Source organism: Nonomuraea sp. NPDC001636, assembly GCF_040298265.1.
Taxonomy (GTDB): Bacteria; Actinomycetota; Actinomycetes; order Streptosporangiales; family Streptosporangiaceae; genus Nonomuraea.
This window is the reverse complement of record NZ_JBEOZT010000011.1, coordinates 240203-260094: the sequence shown is the minus strand read 5'-3', so window position 1 is coordinate 260094 and position 19892 is coordinate 240203. Positions and strand designations below refer to the sequence as shown.

Genomic DNA, 19892 nt, shown 5'->3' with positions numbered 1-19892 from the left:
CCGGCCCTGCCGGCGGCCGCGACATTCGCCGAGCTGAGTATGCCGCCCGCACTGCTGAAGGTGCTCACCAGCCTGGGCGTGCACGAACCGTTCCCGATCCAGGCGGCCACGCTGCCCAACTCCCTGGCCGGCCGCGACGTCCTGGGCCGGGGACGCACCGGATCGGGCAAAACCCTCGCCTTCGGCCTGGCCCTGCTCGCCCGCACCTTCGGACAGCGGGCTCAACCACGCCGACCGCTCGCCCTGATCCTTGTCCCCACCCGGGAACTGGCCCAGCAGGTCACCGACGCGCTCACACCGTACGCCCAAGCACTGAAGCTACGGCCGGCCACGGTCGTCGGCGGCATGTCGATCAGCCGCCAGGCCCACGCACTACGCAACGGCGCCGAAGTCGTCATCGCCACCCCCGGACGGCTCAGAGACCTCATCGAACGCGGCGACTGCCGCCTGGACCAGGTCGGCATCACCGTGCTGGACGAAGCCGACCAGATGGCCGACATGGGCTTCATGCCGCAGATCACCCACCTGCTCGACCAGGTACGCCCAGATGGCCAGCGAATGCTGTTCTCCGCCACCTTGGACCGCAACGTCGATCTGCTGGTCCGCCGCTATCTGAGCGACCCGGTCGTCCATTCGGTCGACCCCTCGGCGGGCGCGGTCACCACGATGGAGCACCACGTGCTGCACGTCCAGGGCGCCGACAAGCAGGCCACCACTGTGGAGATCGCTGCTCGCGACGGCCGGGTGATCATGTTCCTGGACACCAAACACGCTGTGGACCGGCTCACCGAACAGCTGCTGAACAGCGGAGTGCGCGCCGCCGCGCTGCACGGAGGCAAGTCCCAGCCCCAGCGCACCCGCACCCTGGCCCAGTTCAAGAGCGGCCACGTCACGGCGCTGGTGGCCACCAACGTCGCGGCCCGCGGCATCCACGTCGACGACCTGGACCTCGTCGTCAACGTCGACCCGCCGAGCGACCACAAGGACTACCTGCACCGCGGCGGCCGCACCGCCCGCGCCGGCGAGTCCGGCAGCGTCGTCACCCTGGTGCTGCCCCATCAGCGCCGTGACATGACCCGCTTGATGGCCGACGCCGGTATCGTCCCGCAGACCAGCGAGGTCCGTTCAGGCGAGGCCGAACTGAGGCGCATCACCGGCGCCCAGGCTCCCTCAGGCATCCCCGTGACCATCACCACACCGGTCGTCGATCGCCGGTCGGGACGGAACGGCAGACGATTCCGGTAACAGCGGATCGGGGCTCGCCCAAGGCCAGGCAGCCAAGGCTTCTGGGCTGTCGGCAAGAGTGCTGAAGAGATCGGGCCGGGCGGTGCAGTTACCCGGCCCGATCTTGCGCATGAGTCGGCTGCCGGCCCAGCGGACCAAGCACCACGCGATGTTATGAAGCAGTACAGGGCAGTCGGGCACGCCTTCTGATTCGAGACAGGGATGAGAAGTTCCCGGCCCTCATGGACGAGATTCTCGCCGAGGCCGGCATCAAGACGGTGCTCACCGGTATCCGGATGCCCCGCATGAACTCGATCATAGAGCGGAGGGTGCAGTCGCGGCGCCGCTGCGCACTGACCCCGATCCGATCACGGACCCAGAGCGAATCACCGACCTGAACACACGCCGACGAGACAGGCTCGGCGGCGTCCTCCGCGAGTACTCCCATGCCGCTTGAACTGCATGGATGCAATTTTCAGGGTAGAACGCCACCACCCCCGACCGACGCTCGTCGAGGCGTGCGAACAGCCGGCTCAGGTCCGGCGTGGCGTAGCGCGCGTAGTGGCGTACCGTGCGCGTATAACTACGCTGTGCCGAATGAAGTTCAGAAGGTGATTTGTGTCGGTGGCGGACCCGCTGGCCTGTATTTCGCGATCCTGATGAAGCTGCGCGATCCTTCGTGTGACATATCCGTTTTCGAGCGCGATCCAGCGGGTTCGACGTACGGCTGGGGCGTGACGTACTGGGGCAGCCTGCTCGACCGGCTGTACGAGAGCGATCCCGAGTCGGCCCGCGCCATCGGCGAGGCGTCCGTGCGGTGGCATGACGGGATGGCCCTCGTCGGCGGCCGCACCACCACGCACCGCGGCGACGAGGGCTTCGGCATCGGCCGCCACCGGCTGCTCGGCATCCTGGCCGACCGGGCGATCGCACTCGGCGTGCGGGTGGAGTTCGAGCGCGAGATCGTCAGCGAGGTCCCGGACGCCGACCTGGTGGTGGCCGCCGACGGGGTGAACAGTCTGCTGCGCGGGCGCCACGACTTCGGCACCGAGGTCGCCACCGGGGGCAACACCTACATCTGGCTCGGGACCACCAGGGTCTTCGACGCCTTCACCTTCGCCTTCGTGGAGACCGAGCACGGCTGGATCTGGTGCTACGGCTACCCCTTCGACGACGAGCGCAGCACCTGCGTGATCGAGTGCGCGCCCGCCACGTGGCGCGGGCTCGGGCTCGACCGCGCCGACGAGGCGGGCAACCTGGAGCTGCTGGACAAGCTGTTCGTCGACTTGCTCGACGGGCACCGGCTCATCGGCCGCGGGCAGGGCGTCGCGCGGTGGCTGCGCTTCCAGACCGTGACGAACCGCTCCTGGCACCACGGCAACCTCGTCCTGCTCGGCGACGCCGCGCACACCACGCACTACTCCATCGGCGCCGGGACCACGCTCGCGATCGAGGACGCCATCGCGTTGGCCGGCGCGATCGAGCGCCACCCCGCCCTGGCGCCCGCGCTCGCGGTCTACGAGCGGGAGCGCAAGGCCGCGCTGTTGCCGGTCCAGAGCGCCGCCCGCTACAGCGCGCGGTTCTACGAGGACCTGCCGCGCTACCTGCGCCTGGAGCCCGCGCAGATGTTCGCGCTGCTCGGCCAGCGGCACTCGCCGCTGCTGTCGTACTTGCCGCCGCGGCTGTACTACCGGCTCGACCGGGCGGCGAGCCGGCCGGAGGCGCTGCGCAAGATCAAGCGCTGGGCCGGGCACCGGATCGCCGGGTCACTGCAGTCGTTGTCGCGCTGACGGGGACAGCGCAGGTCGCGGACGAGCCGGACGATGACGGAGCGGCCCCTGCCGTCGTCGAACGAGTCCGAGCCGATCAGCAGGGTCACAGCCTGCCGCCGCGGAGTTCGGGAGACACCGGCGCGGGCCTTGGGCCAGGCGGCTCCGCCGCGCACTGCTCCCGATCCGATCATCGATCCCGAGCGAATCACCGACCCGGACATACGTCTGACGAGACGGGTTGGGCGGCATCCTTAACGAGCACTTGCAGCAGCTTTCCCGGAAGATCAAGAGTTCGGCTACACCTGCAGCCTTAACCTGCTCTACCGCTTCATCATCCAAGGCCGAGCCGAAGGAGAACGACCTGTCACCGTCCCCCGCCTGGCACGCCTCCTGCTCATCCCCCCTGACCGGCGACGCGACAGCGACACCAGCTGGGGCTGGAACTCACTGCCGCCTGTCCCGAACTGACCACACTCGCGCCCGCCATGTGCGTGGCGTCGCCGCGCCACTCCTCGGTCGCGATGGCGAACCGTCCGACTGGGGGCCATCAGGCTGAGGGCAGCCACTAGTTTAGTCGACCCAAGTAGCTGATTTCCTGTGTTGTTCTTCTGGCTGGGCAATAAACGGGCGCGGCGACACTGCAATTCGCCAATGGCTCTGACCTGCTCATATCATCCTTGATGTCGTAGTGAAAATCTGTCCCCGCCCTTGCCTGCGAGCCCCTGGATAGAGCGGGGGGCGAATGCTGCGAATTTTAAGCGACCGTTCAGTCGCTTCCCGTCAGAATGACCCGCCGCACTTTTGCCTGGTCGCCCGGCCCCGGAGTCCCTTGTGCGGACGCGAGTGCCGATCATGTGGGACGCATGGTGACGGGAACGCTACAGAATTCGCCCTCTCGCTTTGGGAAATCAAGACTTCCTGTGTGATCTATGTCACTCTGCGTTTTTGGCCTCCTGCGCATGAGCTGGCTGAATTCCTTGCGCTGAGACTATTCCGGCCCGCTGTACCAACAGTGATCACCTTGTCAAGGTCTATTCCTGGTTCGACTTGTCTGGGTATATCTGTGGTGTTCTTTATGTGGCGCTTACGGGGATGCGCCTGGTCTGCGGGGAGCGTGGGCGTGGCCATGCGGCGTGCTCGGACAGGTGCGGGTGTGTTGGGCCGGACTCGGTTCAGCATCGGACGAAATGGACCGTCGCGGTGGCTGGGCCGCCTCGTCGTGGTCGTGACCATGGTCCTCATGCCGGGAATTCTCGCGCTGCAGGCGCAGGCGGTCGTCGTGGATCCGGTGCCGAACCGGCTGGCGATCCCCGGCTCCCCGGCTTCAGGCTCAGCCCGGGCGGTCCCCGTCCAGCAGTCCGGAACCGCGGCGAACCTGCCGCATCTCGTCGACCCGGCCGCCACGCAGCCGAAGCCAAAGCCAAAGAGTGAGGACAAGACGAAAAGCGCCGGTGCGGAGCGGCCCAAGGGCTCGCTCCCGCTGGAGAAGGCGCACGAGGTGCTCGACGAGCCGGCCACGGACGGGCTCAACAGCCCGCCGCCACTGACCTGGGACTCGTCCTCCGATCCCGCCGTATCTGCACCAGCGAAGAACGACGGACGACAGACCCATGTTCGCGCCGAGAGCGCCGCCATGCACAGGGTGTCCTTGGAGAGCGCGACGCAGGACGAGGCGAAGGCCCCCCGGACGGAGGCCGTGATGGCCGCCGCGCTGCCGGCGGTGTCGGGTATGTCGGCCTCGCCGGGCCAGCAGACGTCGGGGCTGTGGACGTTCCCGTCCACGCAGCCGACCTTCTACGCGTACGGCGGGGACGCGGACTCGCGGACCCTGCGCCTGGAGGCCCAGGTCGAGCACGACCCGTCGGTCGCCGCGCAGGGCACGGGCCTGATCTGGTCCGACACCGGCTCGCTGTCCAGCAGCGGTTGTTACACGACCAGCAAGTGCTGGTTGCAGACTCCGGCCGTGGCGTCAGGCAAGTTGCAGGACGGCTGGCTGGTTCGCTGGCGGGTGCGAGTGTCCACGTCCGGCGGCGTGGTGAGCGCCTGGTCGGCGTGGCAGGCCGGGCGGGTGGACACCTCCAAGCCGGTCGTGTCGGAGGCGATCGCCTCGCCCGGACAGGTGACGTCCGGGATCTGGAGCCTGCCGTCCACGCAGCCGAGCTTCTACGCGTACGGCGGCGACCCGGAGTCGCGGACATTGCGCCTGGAGGCCCAAGTCGAGCACGACCCGTCGGTGGCGACGCAGGGTACGGGCCTGATCTGGTCGGGTTCCGGATCCTTGTCGCCCAGTGGTTGTTACACGACGAGCAGGTGCTATCTGCAGTCGCCCGTCGTGTCGTCGGGCAAGTTGAAGGATGGCTGGCTGGTTCGCTGGCGGGTGCGCGTGTCGGCCTCCGACGGTGTGGCCGGCCCGTGGTCGGAGTGGCAGGGCGGACGGGTGGACACCTCCAAGCCGGTGGTGTCGGAGGTGACGGCTTCCCCGGGGCAGCAGGTGGCGGGCCTGTGGACGTTGTCGGCTGCGCAGCCGACCTTCTACGCCTATGGCGCTGATCCGGATTCGCGGGCGTTGCGTCTGGAGGCGCAGGTCGAGCATGATCCGTCGGTCGTGGCGCAGGGTACGGGGTTGATCTGGTCGGGTTCTGGTTCGTTGTCGTCGAGTGGTTGTTACACGACGAGCAGGTGCTATCTGCAGTCGCCCGTCGTGTCGTCGGGCAAGTTGAAGGATGGCTGGCTGGTTCGCTGGCGGGTGCGCGTGTCGGCCTCCGACGGTGTGGCCGGTCCGTGGTCGGAGTGGCAGGAGTCGACGGTCGCGGTGAGCGGCACGGCGGGCAGTGGTCTGGGTGCGGTGCCCGCCACGCGGGGAACGGATTCGTGGACGTTGGCGTCCGTCACGCCGTGGTTGTACGCGAAGGTGATCGACGCCGGCGGTTCGAAGCTGATGCTGGCTGCGGAGGTCGAGCATGATCCGGCCGTACCGGCGCAGGGTACGGGGCTGATCTGGTCCGGCAAGGCCACCACTTCCTACGCCTCGGGCGGCAATGCCTGGCTGCAGGTCCCGGCGGGGCAGCTGTCGGACGGGATGAAGGTCCGCTGGCGGGTACGCGGCGTCACCACCGCCGGCGCGGAGGGCATCTGGTCGCCCTGGCAGAGCGCCACCGTCGACGTGACGAAGCCCGCCGCCTCCGACGCCGGTTTGACCCCGGCGACCAAGGGGGCGACGTCGTGGACGGCGTCGTCAGTGACGCCGTGGGTGTACGCCAAGGTCAGAGACCCTGATTCGCGTGCGTCGAAGCTGTGGGCGCAGGTCGAGCATGATCCGGCCGTGCCGGCGCAGGGTACGGGCCTGATCTGGGAGGGCAAGGGCGCCACCGCCTACGCCTCGGACGGCAACGCGTGGGTCCAGGTCCCGGCCGCGAAGCTGATGGACGGCATGAAGGTGCGCTGGCGCGTACGCGGTGAGACGACCACCGGCGCGCTCGGCCCATGGACCGACTGGTCCGCCACCGCGATCGACCTCAACAAGCCGGCGATCCAGTCGCTCGGCATGGACCCCGCCATTCCCGGCTCCGCGTCTTGGACGGCGGGGACGGTGACGCCGTGGCTGTTCGCCAAGGTGAGCGACCCGGAGAACCGGTCGAGCAAGCTCAACGTGGAGGTCGAGCACGACCCGGCCGTTCCCGCGCAGGGTGCGGGGCTGATCTGGTCGGGCTCCTCGGACAAGGCGTACGCGCCGGGCACCAACGCGTGGGCGGTCGTGCCGTCGGGCAAGCTGACCGACGGCTGGCAGATCCGCTGGCGCGCCCGCGCCACCACCACGTCTGGCGTGTCGGGGCCGTGGTCGGAGTGGGTGTCGGCGCGCGTGGACACGACGGTGTTCAAGACGATCCCGCCCGGGCCCGCCGTGAGCGAGGTGTCGGCGCCCACCGGCCAGTTGGTGACGGGCAAGTGGATCCTGCCGACCACCAGTCCGTCCTTCACCGCCGCGATCTCGGACGTGGACCGGCGGCCCGGCGCGCTGGAGGCGGAGGTCGAGCACGACCCGGCCGTACCGGCGCAGGGTACGGGGCTGATCTGGTCCGGGCAGAGCACGACGTTCGATGAGACGTGTTTCAAGGGACAAACGTGCTGGGCCTCGCACGAGTCGCCTGCGGTGACGGGCTTGCAGAATGGCTGGCACGTGCGGTGGCGGGTGCGCGCGATGGTGCAGTCCACCGCCACAGCGGGCGCGCTGGTGTCCGGCCCGTGGTCGGAGTGGCAGTCCGCGCGGATCGACGCCTCCAAGCCGGTGGTGTCGGAGCAGCTGGCCTCCCCAGGTCAGCAGGTGGCGGGCCTGTGGACGTTGCCGTCCACGCAGCCGACCTTCTACGCGTACGGCGGCGACCCCGACTCGCGCAAGCTGCGCCTGGAGGCGCAGGTCGAGCACGACCCGTCGGCCGCCGGCCAGGGCTCCGGGCTGATCTGGTCCGACACCGGCACGCTGTCGAGCAGTGGTTGTTACACGACCAGCAGGTGCTGGTTGCAGTCTCCCACCGTGGCGTCGGGCAAGTTGAAGGACGGCTGGCTGGTTCGCTGGCGGGTGCGGGTGTCCACCGCCGACCAGATCGCGGGCCCGTGGTCCGAATGGCAGTCCGGGCGCGTGGACACCAGCAAGCCGGTGGTCTCGGAGCCGCTGGCCTCCCCAGGTCAGCAGGCGTCAGGACTGTGGATGTTGCCGTCCACGCAGCCGAGCTTCTACGCGTACGGCGGCGACCCGGACTCGCGGCCGTTGCGCCTGGAGGCGCAGATCGAGCACGACCCGTCGGCGGCGAGCCAGGGCTCCGGGCTGATCTGGGCGGCCGGCGGCGCGGTGTCGAGCGGCGGTTGTTACACGACCAGCAGGTGCTGGTTGCAGACCCCGACGGTGGCGCCGGGCGAGCTCAAGGACGGCTGGCTGATCCGCTGGCGCGTGCGGGCCTCCACTGCTGAAGGGGAGGCGGGCCCGTGGTCGGAGTGGCAGTCCGCGCGGATCGACGCCTCCAAGCCGGTGGTGTCGGAGCAACTGGCCTCGCCGGGTCAGCAGGTGGCGGGGTTGTGGACGTTGTCGTCCACGCAGCCGACCTTCTACGCGTACGGCGGCGACCCGGACTCGCGGCCGTTACGCCTGGAGACGCAGGTCGAGCACGACCCGTCGGCCGCCGCGCAGGGTACGGGCCTGATCTGGTCCGGCACCGGCACGGTGTCGAGCGGCGGTTGTTACACGACCAGCAGGTGCTGGTTGCAGTCTCCCGCCGTGGCGTCGGGCAAGCTCAAGGACGGCTGGCTGGTTCGCTGGCGGGTGCGCGTGTCCACCGCCGACGGCATCGCCAGTCAGTGGTCGGAGTGGCAGGCCGGCCGCGTGGACACCAGCAAGCCGGTGGTGTCGGAACAACTGGCCTCCCCTGGCCAGCAGGTGGCGGGGTTGTGGACGTTGTCGTCCACGCAGCCGACCTTCTACGCGTACGGCGGCGACCCGGACTCACGGACCTTGCGTCTGGAAGCGCAGGTCGAGCACGACCCGTCGGTGACCACGCAGGGTACGGGCCTGATCTGGTCGGGTTCTGGTTCCTTGTCGCCCAGTGGTTGTTACACGACCAGCCGATGCTATTTGCAGTCACCTGCGGTGACGTCGGGCAAGCTCAAGGACGGTTGGCTGGTTCGCTGGCGGGTGCGCGTGTCGGCCTCGGACGGTGTGGCCGGTCCGTGGTCGGAGTGGCAGGAGTCGACGGTCGCGGTCAGCGGCACGGCCGGTAACGGTCTGGGTGCGGTGCCCGCGACGCGTGGCACCGACTCGTGGACGCTGGCGTCCGTCACACCGTGGTTGTACGCCAAGGTCACCGACGCCGGCGGCTCCAAGCTGGTGCTGGGCGCCGAGGTCGAGCACGACCCCGCCGTTCCGGCGCAGGGCACGGGTCTGATCTGGTCCGGCAAGGCCACCACCTCCTACGCCTCGGGCGGCAACGCCTGGCTGCAGGTCCCGGCCGGGCAACTGACCGACGGTATGAAGGTCCGCTGGCGGGTACGCGGCGTCACCACCGCCGGCGCCGAGGGCGAGTGGTCGCCTTGGCAGAGCGCTACCGTCGACGTGACCAAACCCGCCGCGTCCGACGCGGGTCTGACCCCGGCGACTAAGGGCGCGACCTCGTGGACGGCGTCGTCGGTGACGCCGTGGTTGTACGCCAAGGTCAGCGACCCTGACTCGCGGGCTTCGAAACTGTCGGTACAGGTCGAGCACGACCCCACCGCGACCGGGCAGGGCAGCGGCCTGATCTGGGAAGGCAAGGGAACCACCGCCTACGCCTCCGGCGGCAACGCCTGGGCGCAGGTCCCCGCGGGCAAGCTGACGGACGGCATGAAGATACGCTGGCGCGTACGCGGTGAGACCACCACCGGCGCGCTTGGCCCATGGACCGACTGGACCGCGACCAGCTTCGACCTGCGCAAACCGTCGGTGTCCGGCCTGTCGATGACGCCCGCGACCTGGGACGCGGGAACCTGGACGGCGGCGGCGACCTCGCCGTGGCTCTATGCGAAGGTGACCGACCCGGAGACCAGGGATTCCCTGCTCGCCGTGGAGATCGAGCACGACCCGGCCGCGACCGGGCAGGGCAGCGGCCTGATCTGGACGGGCAAGAGCGCTCAGGCGTACCACTCGGGTGACAACGCGCTGGTGCAGGTGCCGGGCGGGAAGCTGACCGACGGGATGAGGATCCGCTGGCGGGCCCGTGCCGAGACCACCAGCGGCGCCATCAGCCCGTGGTCGGACTGGACCCAGGCACGCGTGGACCTCAACAAGCCGTCGGTCGAGTCGCTGGGCATGGACCCGGCGCTTCAGGGCAGCGCGTCGTGGACGGCCGGAACGGTGACGCCGTGGCTGTTCGCGAAGGTCACCGATCCTGACAACCGGTCGAGCAAGCTCGACGTGGAGGTCGAGCACGACCCGGCCGCCACCGGGCAGGGGACCGGGCTCATCTGGTCGGGCTCATCGGACCAGGACTACGCGACGGCAACGATCGCCTGGGCGGCCGTACCGGCCGGGAAGCTGACCGACGGCTGGCAGATCCGCTGGCGCGCCCGCGCCACCACCACGTCAGGGGCGTCCGGGCCGTGGTCGGCGTGGGTGTCGGCGAGGGTGGACACGGCGATCGCCAAGACGATCCCGCCCGGTCCGGTCGTGAGCACGGTGTCGGCGCCGGTCGGGCAGTTGGTGTCCGGCAAGTGGATCCTGCCGAGCACCAGCCCGTTCTTCACCGCCGCGATCGCGGACGCCGACCGGCGGCCCGGCGTGCTGCAGGCGGAGGTCGAGCACGACCCGGCGGCGACCGGTCAGGGCACTGGCCTGATCTGGACCGGGCAGGGCACGACGTTCGGTGACACCTGTTTCACGAACCAGACGTGTTCGGCCTCCCACGAGTCGCCCGAGGTGACGGGGCTGCAGAACGGCTGGCAGATCCGGTGGCGGGTGCGCGCGGTGGTGCAGTCCACCGCCGCTCCCGGCGCGCTGGTGCCTGGCCCGTGGTCGGAGTGGCAGTTCGGCCGGGTGGACACCTCCAAGCCGGTGACGTCGGACCTCCTGGCCTCGCCCGGTCAGCAGGTGGCAGGTCTGTGGACGTTGCCGTCCACGCAGCCGAGCTTCTACGCGTACGGCGGCGACCCGGACGCCCGGGCGTTGCGCCTGGAGGCGCAGATCGAGCACGACCCGTCGGCCACCACCCAGGGCACAGGCTTGATCTGGTCCGGCACCGGCACGCTGTCGAGCGGCGGTTGTTACACGACCAGCAGGTGCTGGTTGCAGACCCCCGTGGTGACGGCCGGCAAGCTAAAGGACGGCTGGCTGATCCGCTGGCGCGTACGGGTGAGCACGTCAGGTTCGGTGGCCAGTCAGTGGTCGGACTGGCAGGCCGGGCGGGTGGACACCTCCAAGCCGGTGGTGTCGGAGCCGCTGCTCACGCCGGGGCAGGAGGCGGCAGGTTCGTGGACGTTGCCGTCCACGCAGCCGACCTTCTATGCGTACGGCGGCGACCCGGACTCGCGGCCGTTGCGCCTGGAGGCGCAGGTCGAGCACGACCCGTCGGCCGCCGGGCAGGGCTCAGGGCTGATCTGGTCCGGCACCGGGACGGTGTCGAGCAGTGGTTGTTACACGACCAGCAAGTGCTGGTTGCAGACCCCTGCGGTGACGACCGGCAAGCTCAAGGACGGCTGGCTGATCCGCTGGCGCGTGCGCGTGTCCACGGCGGCCTCGGTCGCCAGCCAGTGGACGGAGTGGCAGGCCGGGCGCGTGGACACCAGCAAGCCGGTGGTGTCGGAGCCGCTGGCCTCGCCTGGCCAGCAGGTCGCGGGCTTGTGGACGTTGCCGTCCACGCAGCCGACCTTCTATGCGTACGGCGGCGACCCGGACTCGCGGCCGTTGCGCCTGGAGGCGCAGGTCGAGCACAATCCGTCGGCCGCCGGGCAGGGCTCAGGGCTGATCTGGTCCGGCACCGGGACGGTGTCCAGCGGCGGTTGTTACACGACCAGCAGGTGCTGGTTGCAGACCCCCGCGGTGACGGCCGGCAAGCTGAAGGACGGCTGGCAGGTGCGCTGGCGCGTACGGGTGTCCACCGCCGAGGGAGTCGCCGGCCCGTGGTCGGAGTGGCAGGCCACGCGGGTGGACGTCTCCAGGCCCGTGGTGTCGGAGCCGCTGGCCTCCCCGGGACAGCAGACGTCCGGGTTGTGGACGGTGACCTCGACGCAGCCCACCTTCTACGCGTACGGCGGCGACCCGGACTCGCGGCCGTTGCGCCTGGAGGCTCAGGTCGAGCACGACCCGTCGGTGACCACGCAGGGCACGGGCCTGATCTGGTCCGGCTCGGGCGACCTGTCGAGCGGCGGTTGTTACACGACCAGCAGGTGCTGGTTGCAGACCCCCGCTGTGGCGGCGGGCAAGTTGCAGGACGGCTGGCTGGTCCGCTGGCGCGTACGGGTGTCCACCTCGGAGGGGCTCGCCGGCCCATGGTCGGAGTGGCAGGCGTCCACCGTCGCGGTGAGCGGCACGGTGGGTGACGGCCTGGGCGCGGTGCCGGCCACCCGTGGCGCGGACTCGTGGACGGTCGCCTCCGTTACACCGTGGTTGTACGCGAAGGTGACCGACGCCGGCGGCTCGAAGCTGGTGCTGGGCGCCGAGATCGAGCACGACCCGGCCACGCCCGCGCAGGGCACGGGGCTGATCTGGTCCGGCAAGGGCACCGCCTCCTACGCCTCGGGCGGAAACGCCTGGGTGCAGGTTCCGGCCGGGAAGCTGAGCGACGGCATGAAGGTGCGCTGGCGGGTACGCGGCATCACGACCGCCGGCACGGAAGGCGCATGGTCTGCCTGGCAGAGCGGTGCCGTGGACCTGCGTAAGCCCAGCATCGACGGCCTTGGGATGAACCCGGCGATCCGCGGCACGACGTCGTGGACGGCCGAGTCGCTGACGCCGTGGATGTACGCCAAGGTGACCGATCCTGAGAACCGGCCGAGCAAGCTCGACGTCGAGGTGGAGCACGACCCGGCCACCGGGGACGAGGGCACGGGCCTGATCTGGTCGGGTTCGTCGGACAAGGAGTACGCCTCCGGTACCAACGCCTGGACCGCCGTACCGGCCGACAAGCTGACCGACGGCTGGCACATCCGCTGGCGAGCCAGAGCCACGACCACCTCCGGGGTGTCGGGGCCGTGGTCGGACTGGGTGTACGCGAGCGTGACGGCGCTGCCGTTCGAGTCGTTCTCCCCGGCGAACAACAGCCAGGTGGGCTCGCTGGCGCCGGTGCTGTCGGCGAACGCGCGGCCCTTCAACAAGGGTGAAGTCAAGTACTGGTTCCAGATCTGCGCGGGCAGCGCGCCGAACTGGCGCTGGTGCAAGGACTCGGCGGAGAAGACCGAGGACTGGACCAAGGAAGGCACCTGGCAGGTCGTCGACGAGCGGCTGAAGTGGGGCGAGACGTACTCGTGGATGGCGAAGGCCGCCACCACCTACACTACGGTGACCTCCTCCTGGCGGACCTTCACGCTGGTGCCGGAACAGGCGAACATAAACGGTCTGCTGGCAGGCGGCACGCAGGACCAGGAGTTCAACCACATGTCGGGCAACTACGCGCCCACGACGACGGACGCCTCGGTGGCGGTCCTCGGCCCGCCCTTGTCGGTGAGCCGCACCTACAACAGCCTGGACCCACGCACCGACGGGATCTTCGGTGCCGGGTGGACCACCCGATGGGACATGCGGATCGAGGAGGAGCCGACCGGGAGCCTGCTGGTGACCTATCCCAGCGGAGAGCAGCTGCGGTTCGCCCTGGCGGGCAACGGCACGTACGCGCCCCCGTCGGGGACGTTCGCGACGATGGCCGCCGAGCAGACGGGTGGCTGGCGGTTGATGGACAAGTCGGCCACGTCCTACTGGTTCGACACAGCCGGCAGCCTCACCAAGATCACCGATCGTCGGGGGCGGGCTCAGGAACTGACCCGCGGCACCGACGGCAAGCTGACCAAGGTGACCGCGACGGGTGGCAGGTCGCTGACGTTCACCTGGGCGGGGAACCACGTGGCGAGCGTGTCTACCGATCCCGTGGACGGCAAACCGCTGACCTGGACCTACACCTACACAGGTGATCAACTGGTCAAGGTGTGCCCGCCGACCTCGGTGACGGCCTGCACGACGTACGAGTACGGCACGGCCTCGCGGTACAAGAGTGTGATCACCGATTCCGGGCCGGAGTACTACTACCGGCTGAACGAGGCCGAGACCCGTACCGGCACCTCCGTCACGAGCGCGGCGGGCTGGAACATCACCGAGGAGCAGGCCAAGCTGAACGGCACCACCCCGGCCGACCTCGGCCCCCGGGTTCCGGGCGCGCTGGCCGGGTCGCCGGACACTGCGATGCGCTTCAAGGGAGCGGCGACCTCCACCTACGTGCAACTGCCGCCCAACGCGATCAGCGGCCAGGGCGGCGATCTGGCCGTGGAGGCGTGGTTCAAGACCACCGCGTCCGGAACGATCATCGGAATGCAGAACACGGGGACCAACGGCCCGTCGGCATTCACGCCGGTGGTATACGTGGGCACCGACGGAAAGCTGCGCGGCCAGTTCTTCACCGGCTCCTCCACCGTCGCGCAGACCCCGATCACCTCCACCGGCGCCGTGAACGACGGCAGCTGGCACCATGCGGTGCTCTCGTCGGTGGAGACCAAGCCCGCCTCCAGCTCGGCGCCCGCCGAGCACACGCAGACGTTGTACCTGGACGGGGCCGCGATGGGCACGCTGGCCGGGGAGATCCAGCATGGCGACATGGCGGAGACCCGGATCGGCTCCGGGTACGGCTCCACGGCCTGGCCGTCCAGCACGACCACCACCACGCTGTTCCCATTCAACGGCGACATCGACGAGGTCGCGATCTACGCCAGGCCCATGGGCGCGGCGGCCGTACAGCGGCATTTCGCAGCCGGAAAGCCACAGCCGCAGCTGACCAAGGTGACTCAGCCGTCGGGTCGGGTATGGGCGGTCAACGCCTACAACCCGGACGGCGGCCGGTTGGTGACGTACACCGACGCCAACGGCGGCACGTGGAAGCTGTCGGATCCGGTGTACGGCAAGCAGACCACCATCTCGACCTTCGCCACCGTGACAGTGACCGATCCGGACAACGGGGTCGTCACCTACGTCTCCGACGCGCAGCGTGGCTACCGGGACGTGGCGGTGACCGACCAGGTCGGCGCGACCACGAAGTACACCTATGACGTGGGCGGATATCCGGCCAAGGCGATCGATCCGAACGGCAACGTGGTCGAGCTGGCGTACAACGGCCGGGGAAACCTGCTGTCGAGAAAGACCTGCCGGACGGCGGGTGTGAACTGCTCGACGGAGTACTACAACTACTTCAACGACACCGAGAAGCCGTTCGACCCGCGCAACGACGTGAAGATCGCCCATCGGGACGGCCGATCGGCCTCGCCCACCGATGAGTCCTACATGACCTCCTGGACGCACAACTCCTTCGGTGAGGAGATCAAGACCACCACTCCGGCCACGGAAGATTTTCCGGCCGGTCGCAGCACGAGCAACACCTACACCGACGGCACAGAACCCGCAGCCGGTGGCGGCACCATGCCGGCGGGCCTGACGAAGACGGAGAAGGACTTCAAGGGCAACGAGACCACCTACGCCTACAACGCTGCCGGTGACCTCGTCACTGAGACTCTGCCGTCGGGGCTGGTGAAGAAGTACACCCATGACGCGCTCGGCCGGGTGATCTCGACCACCGAGATCTCCGAGGCGAACCCCGAGGGCGTGACCACCACGACCAGCTACGACGGCATGGGCAAGCCGCTGACCAAGGCAGGGCCCGGGATCAAGAACGACGTCGACGGCAAGACCCACACGCTGAAGTGGTCGGCCACGTACGACGCCGACGGGCTGCTGCTGACCGAGACCAGCGCGGACCTGACGGGCGGGGACGCGGCGCGGACCACCACCTACACCTACGACGCCAACGGCCGGCAGGAAACGGTGACCGATCCTGAAGGCGCGGTCACGCGGTCCAGGTACGACGGCAAGGGACAGAAGACCACGTCCACCGACCCGCGCGGCGCCACCCTGGCCTACACCTACACGCCGCGCGGAGAGCTGGCCACCACGGTGCTGAAGGGATGGACGGGCAGCCCGCTCGACCCGCAGCCGGCCACCGACGTGGTGATGGAGTCCATCGCCTACGACCCCGCCGGCCGCATCGCGTCCAAGACCGACGCGATGGGCCGCACCACCACCTACACCTACTACGCCGACAACCTGCCGTTCGAGGCGACCGCCAAGGGAGCCAAGCTGAACGGCTCCGCCACCGGACGTGACGTCGTCCTGGACTCCCGGGTCTACGACGCGGCCGGCCAGATGACCCGGCAGACGAGCAACGGCGGCACGCTGCGTGTCGAGGCCGCCTACGACGCCGCCGGGCGCGTCAGCTCTCAGGTGGTGGACCCGGGGACGCTGGCGCGCAGGACCAGCTTCGCCTACGACGCGAACAACAACGTGACCAAGGTGACGCGCACCGCGGCGGGTACCGACCGGAGCGAGGTCTCGGAGTTCGAGTACGACGTGCTCGACCAGCCGGTCCGGCAGACCATCCGCAACAACGGCGCCGACCTGGTCACCACGCTCACGGTGGACGACCGCGGGCTGGTGACGGCGATGACCGACCCGCGCGGCAACGCCGCGGGGGCCGACCCTGCCGCCTTCACCACCAGCGTGACCTACAGCACGGCCGGGCAGCCGATGCGCCTGCAAATGCCCGCCGTCCAGGTGGAACGCAACGGCGGTGCCGCCGCCGTCACCGAGCGGCCCACATCCAAGCTGGGCTACAACACCTTCGGCGAGCGTACGCACCAGGTCGATCCCGAAGGCCGTACCACCACGGCCGTCTACGACCGGGCCGGGCGCGTCACCACGCAGACCCTCCCGGCCTACACCCCGCCCGGCGGGCAGCCGATCACTCCGACCACGACGGCGGAGTACGACGCGGCCGGCCAGGTAATCAAGGCGACCGGCGTGCGCGGCCAGGTGACCACCGCCGTCTACGACGTGCTGGGCCGCAAGGTGAAGGTCACCGACCCGCCCGCAGGCGGAGCGGCGGCCGGGACGTGGACGTTCGGCTACGACCTGCTCGGCGAGTCGTCATGGACGGTGGACCCGACCGGGGCCCGCTCCGAGGCGACCTACGACGACCTCGGACGGCAGATCGCGCTCTCCACCGTCGAGCGCAAGCCGACGCCGGCCGTCTACGTGACCAAGCTGGAGTACGACGACGCGGGACGGGTGGTCAAGACGACCCGTCCCACCGGAGACGCCTCCACCCGCGCCTATGACGCGACCGGCGCGCTGACCAAGCAGACCGACGCGCTGGGCAACGCCACCACCTTCGGCTACGACCTGGCCGGACGGCCCACCTCGACCACCAACGCGCTCGGGCTCACCTCGACCGCCGTGTACGACCTGGCGGGCCGCAAGACCGAGACCCGCGAGCTGGACGCGACAGGGAGGGTGCTGCGCACCACGAGGGCCGGCTACGACCTGGCCGGCAACCCGATCAGCAGCACGTCGGGCGAGGGGCACACCGTCAGCCGCGCCTACGACGCCGCCAACCGGATGACCTCGCTGGTCGAGCCTGTCTCCGCGTCCGAGCAGATCACCAGCACCTTCGGCTACGACGCCGCCGGCGCGCAGACTCGCACCACCAACGGCCGCGGCCACTCCACCTACACCACCTACAACAGCCTCGGCCTGGTCGAGACCGTGATCGAGCCGGCCACCGCGCAGCACCCGGACCTGAAGGACCGCACCTGGACCGTCGCCTATGACGTGGCCGGCAACCCCGCCGTCAGCCTGGCTCCGGGCGGGGTACGGGTCGAACGCACCTTCGACGAGCTCAACCGGCTGATCAAGCAGACCGGGGCGGGAGCCGAGGCCGACACCGAGGCCAAGACGTTCGGCTACGACCAGGTCGGCCGCTTGATCACCGCCAACGACCTGTCCTTCACTCTCAACGACCGCGGCCAGCTGCTCAAGTCCAGCAGCGCCACGGCCGGTGACCTCAACGTCTACGCCTACGACGGCGACAACCGCGTCGTGCAGCGCACCGACGGCACCGGCACCTCCGCCTTCACCTGGGACGACGCCGACCGGCTGACCGAGTCCGCGGACCCGGTCTCGGGTACCACGATCGGCTACAGCTACGACAAGGCGAACCGCCTGACCGGCATGGCCTACGGCGCGGGCGGCGCCCGCCGCACCTACGGCTACGACGACCTGAACCGGCTCACCAAGGACACGCTCACCACCTCGGCCGCCGGGCCGATCGCGTCCATCGAGTACGGCTACGACCTGGACGACAACATGACGTCCAAGACCACCACCGGGACCGCCGGGGCCGGGAAGAACACCTACACCTACGACTGGGCCAACCGGCTCACCTCCTGGACCGCGCCCGACGGAGCCAAGACCGACTACGGCTGGGACGCCGCGGGCAACCGCGTCAAGGCAGGCGACAAGACCTACACCTACGACGAACGCGACAGGCTGACTGCGGGCGACGGCAAGACGTACACCTACACTGCTCGCGGAACCCTCGCCGAAGAAGGCAACGGAATGGTCCGCCTCACCAAGTCCGACGCCTTCGACCGCCTCGTCAACGACGACGGCGTGCAGTACGACTACGACGCCCTCGACCGGGTCGAGACCCGCACCCAGGGCGGCAAGACCCAGCGCATGACCTACGACGGCACCACCAACAACCTCGTCGCCGTCACCGACACCGCCACCGGCGTCAACACCGCGATGTTCGGCCGGGACGCGCTCGGCCGCACCCTGGGCCTGTCGGACGGCGCCGGCGCCCAGCTCGCGTTCTGCGATCTGCGCGGCGATCTCATCGGAGTTTTCACCGCCACGGGCACCTCGCTGATCGACTCGGTCGCCTACAACCCCTTCGGGGAGGTCGTCACCCGCACCGGAGCAGTCCACAGCCTTGGCTATCAGGGCGCCTACACCGACCCGAGCACCGGCAAGGTCAACATGGCCGCCCGCTGGTACCAGCCCACCACCGGCAGCTTCATCAGCCGAGACACCCTCACCCAGAGCGCCGACCCCTCTGTCCAGCTCAACCGTTACACCTACGCCAACGACAACCCGCTCACGAACGTCGATCCCGATGGCCACGCCTCCTGTGCGAAGAAGCCATACCAGAAGAAATGCGAGAAGCAATACGACAAGTGCGTCGACAATGGCTTCAAGGGCAAGAAGTGTGATCCGTACGAGTCCTTCTACAACGACTGCACGGCCGGCTTGACGAAGGACAAGGGATGCAAGTCCGCGAATGAGAAGTATAACGATTGCCGATTCGCCGGCACCAAGGCGAAGACGTGCGAGGAGAGAGCGGTGTACTCCGCGTGTGTCACCGGCGGGGGCGGCGGCACCTGCTCGGGACAGAAGAAGGTGTACGCGCAGTGCATGGCGGGGAAAAACTCCGATCGCGTAGGCTGCATCGAAGCGGGTCCTGAGTACCAAGAGTGCATGCATCGGTACTCGAACACTACGAAGGTGTGTAGGGGATCGGCCATCGAGTATGCGAAGTGTCGTGGCGACAGAGAACATGGCGGCGACACCGACCAATGCAAGGTCGTGAGCGAGACATACTCGGTGTGTGCCTACAAGGGTGGCCTGCCGGAAGGGCTGGGTGGACGGCACGGCAACGGAAACAGCGCAAAATACTGCCAAGGAATAGCGGCCGACGCGACCCAGTGCCTGACCAAGATCAAGGGATCGCTGGGTGACTGCTTCGCCGCCGCCGTGGTGGAGCTCGACTGCATGGCCAAGAAACACAAGATGGCCGCATGCGGAAAGCTGGGGGACTCCATCCGTTGGTGCATCGACCACCCCACGTCGACATACTGTGATTCCACGCCCGGAAAACACTGTGTTCGCTCAGAAAAGAACGGCCACACCTACAGGACATGTACGACTTATTATTCGCCGGTACAAGCATGGTTCATGTCGAATATCTACAGGAAAGAAAAGGGCATGACCACCCCGGGCATCTGTGACCTCTCGAAGTTCCTGGGCCGCATACCTGGGGCCAAAACTGCGCAAGGGGCAGCGGACACGGTGTGCGGAGCGATCAAGGACGGGATCGATCTTCTTGACTCCCTGGGGCCGGACGTGGACGCGATGAACAAGAAATGGGATGAGTTCCGCACGAAGTATCCCGGCCGCGGGATAAACGTCAGAGAAAAGTGCATGAGGGAGGACGACGGGATCGGCCTGAAGGCGCCTTGGAGATGTGGTCCCTTGACGTACAATCCCGCTTGATCCTTCCAGGCATTCGA

General features: G+C 68.8%; 4 protein-coding genes. All 4 read left to right on the top strand.

Translation table 11 applies throughout. The features are described 5' to 3' along the window. The coding region (locus tag ABT158_RS22630; protein WP_352356283.1) for a DEAD/DEAH box helicase at positions 1 to 1245 on the top strand (1245 nt) is incomplete at its 5' end. A 221-nt stretch (positions 1246 to 1466) separates the two neighbouring features. Continuing rightward, positions 1467 to 1622, top strand: coding sequence for a hypothetical protein (locus ABT158_RS22625; protein ID WP_352356281.1), 156 nt, complete (start codon positions 1467 to 1469; stop codon positions 1620 to 1622). Positions 1623 to 1958: 336 nt separating this feature from the next. Beyond that, positions 1959 to 3014 carry an FAD-dependent monooxygenase gene (locus ABT158_RS22620; RefSeq protein WP_352356279.1) on the top strand — a complete coding sequence of 352 codons (1056 nt, stop codon included), beginning with the start codon at positions 1959 to 1961 and terminating at the stop codon, positions 3012 to 3014. Between the two features lie 1222 nt (positions 3015 to 4236). Then, the gene (locus ABT158_RS22615; RefSeq protein ID WP_352356277.1) at positions 4237 to 19875 is read left to right on the top strand and encodes an RHS repeat-associated core domain-containing protein; all 15639 of its coding nucleotides are present in this window, start codon (positions 4237 to 4239) and stop codon (positions 19873 to 19875) included. The last annotated feature ends 17 nt before the right edge of the window (positions 19876 to 19892 follow it).

Excerpts from the sequence above, each read along its gene's own strand:
- ABT158_RS22625 (WP_352356281.1), top strand. The coding sequence starts at position 1,467 with ATGGACGAGATTCTCGCCGAGGCCGGCATCAAGACGGTGCTCACCGGT.
- ABT158_RS22615 (WP_352356277.1), top strand. The coding sequence starts at position 4,237 with ATGCCGGGAATTCTCGCGCTGCAGGCGCAGGCGGTCGTCGTGGATCCG.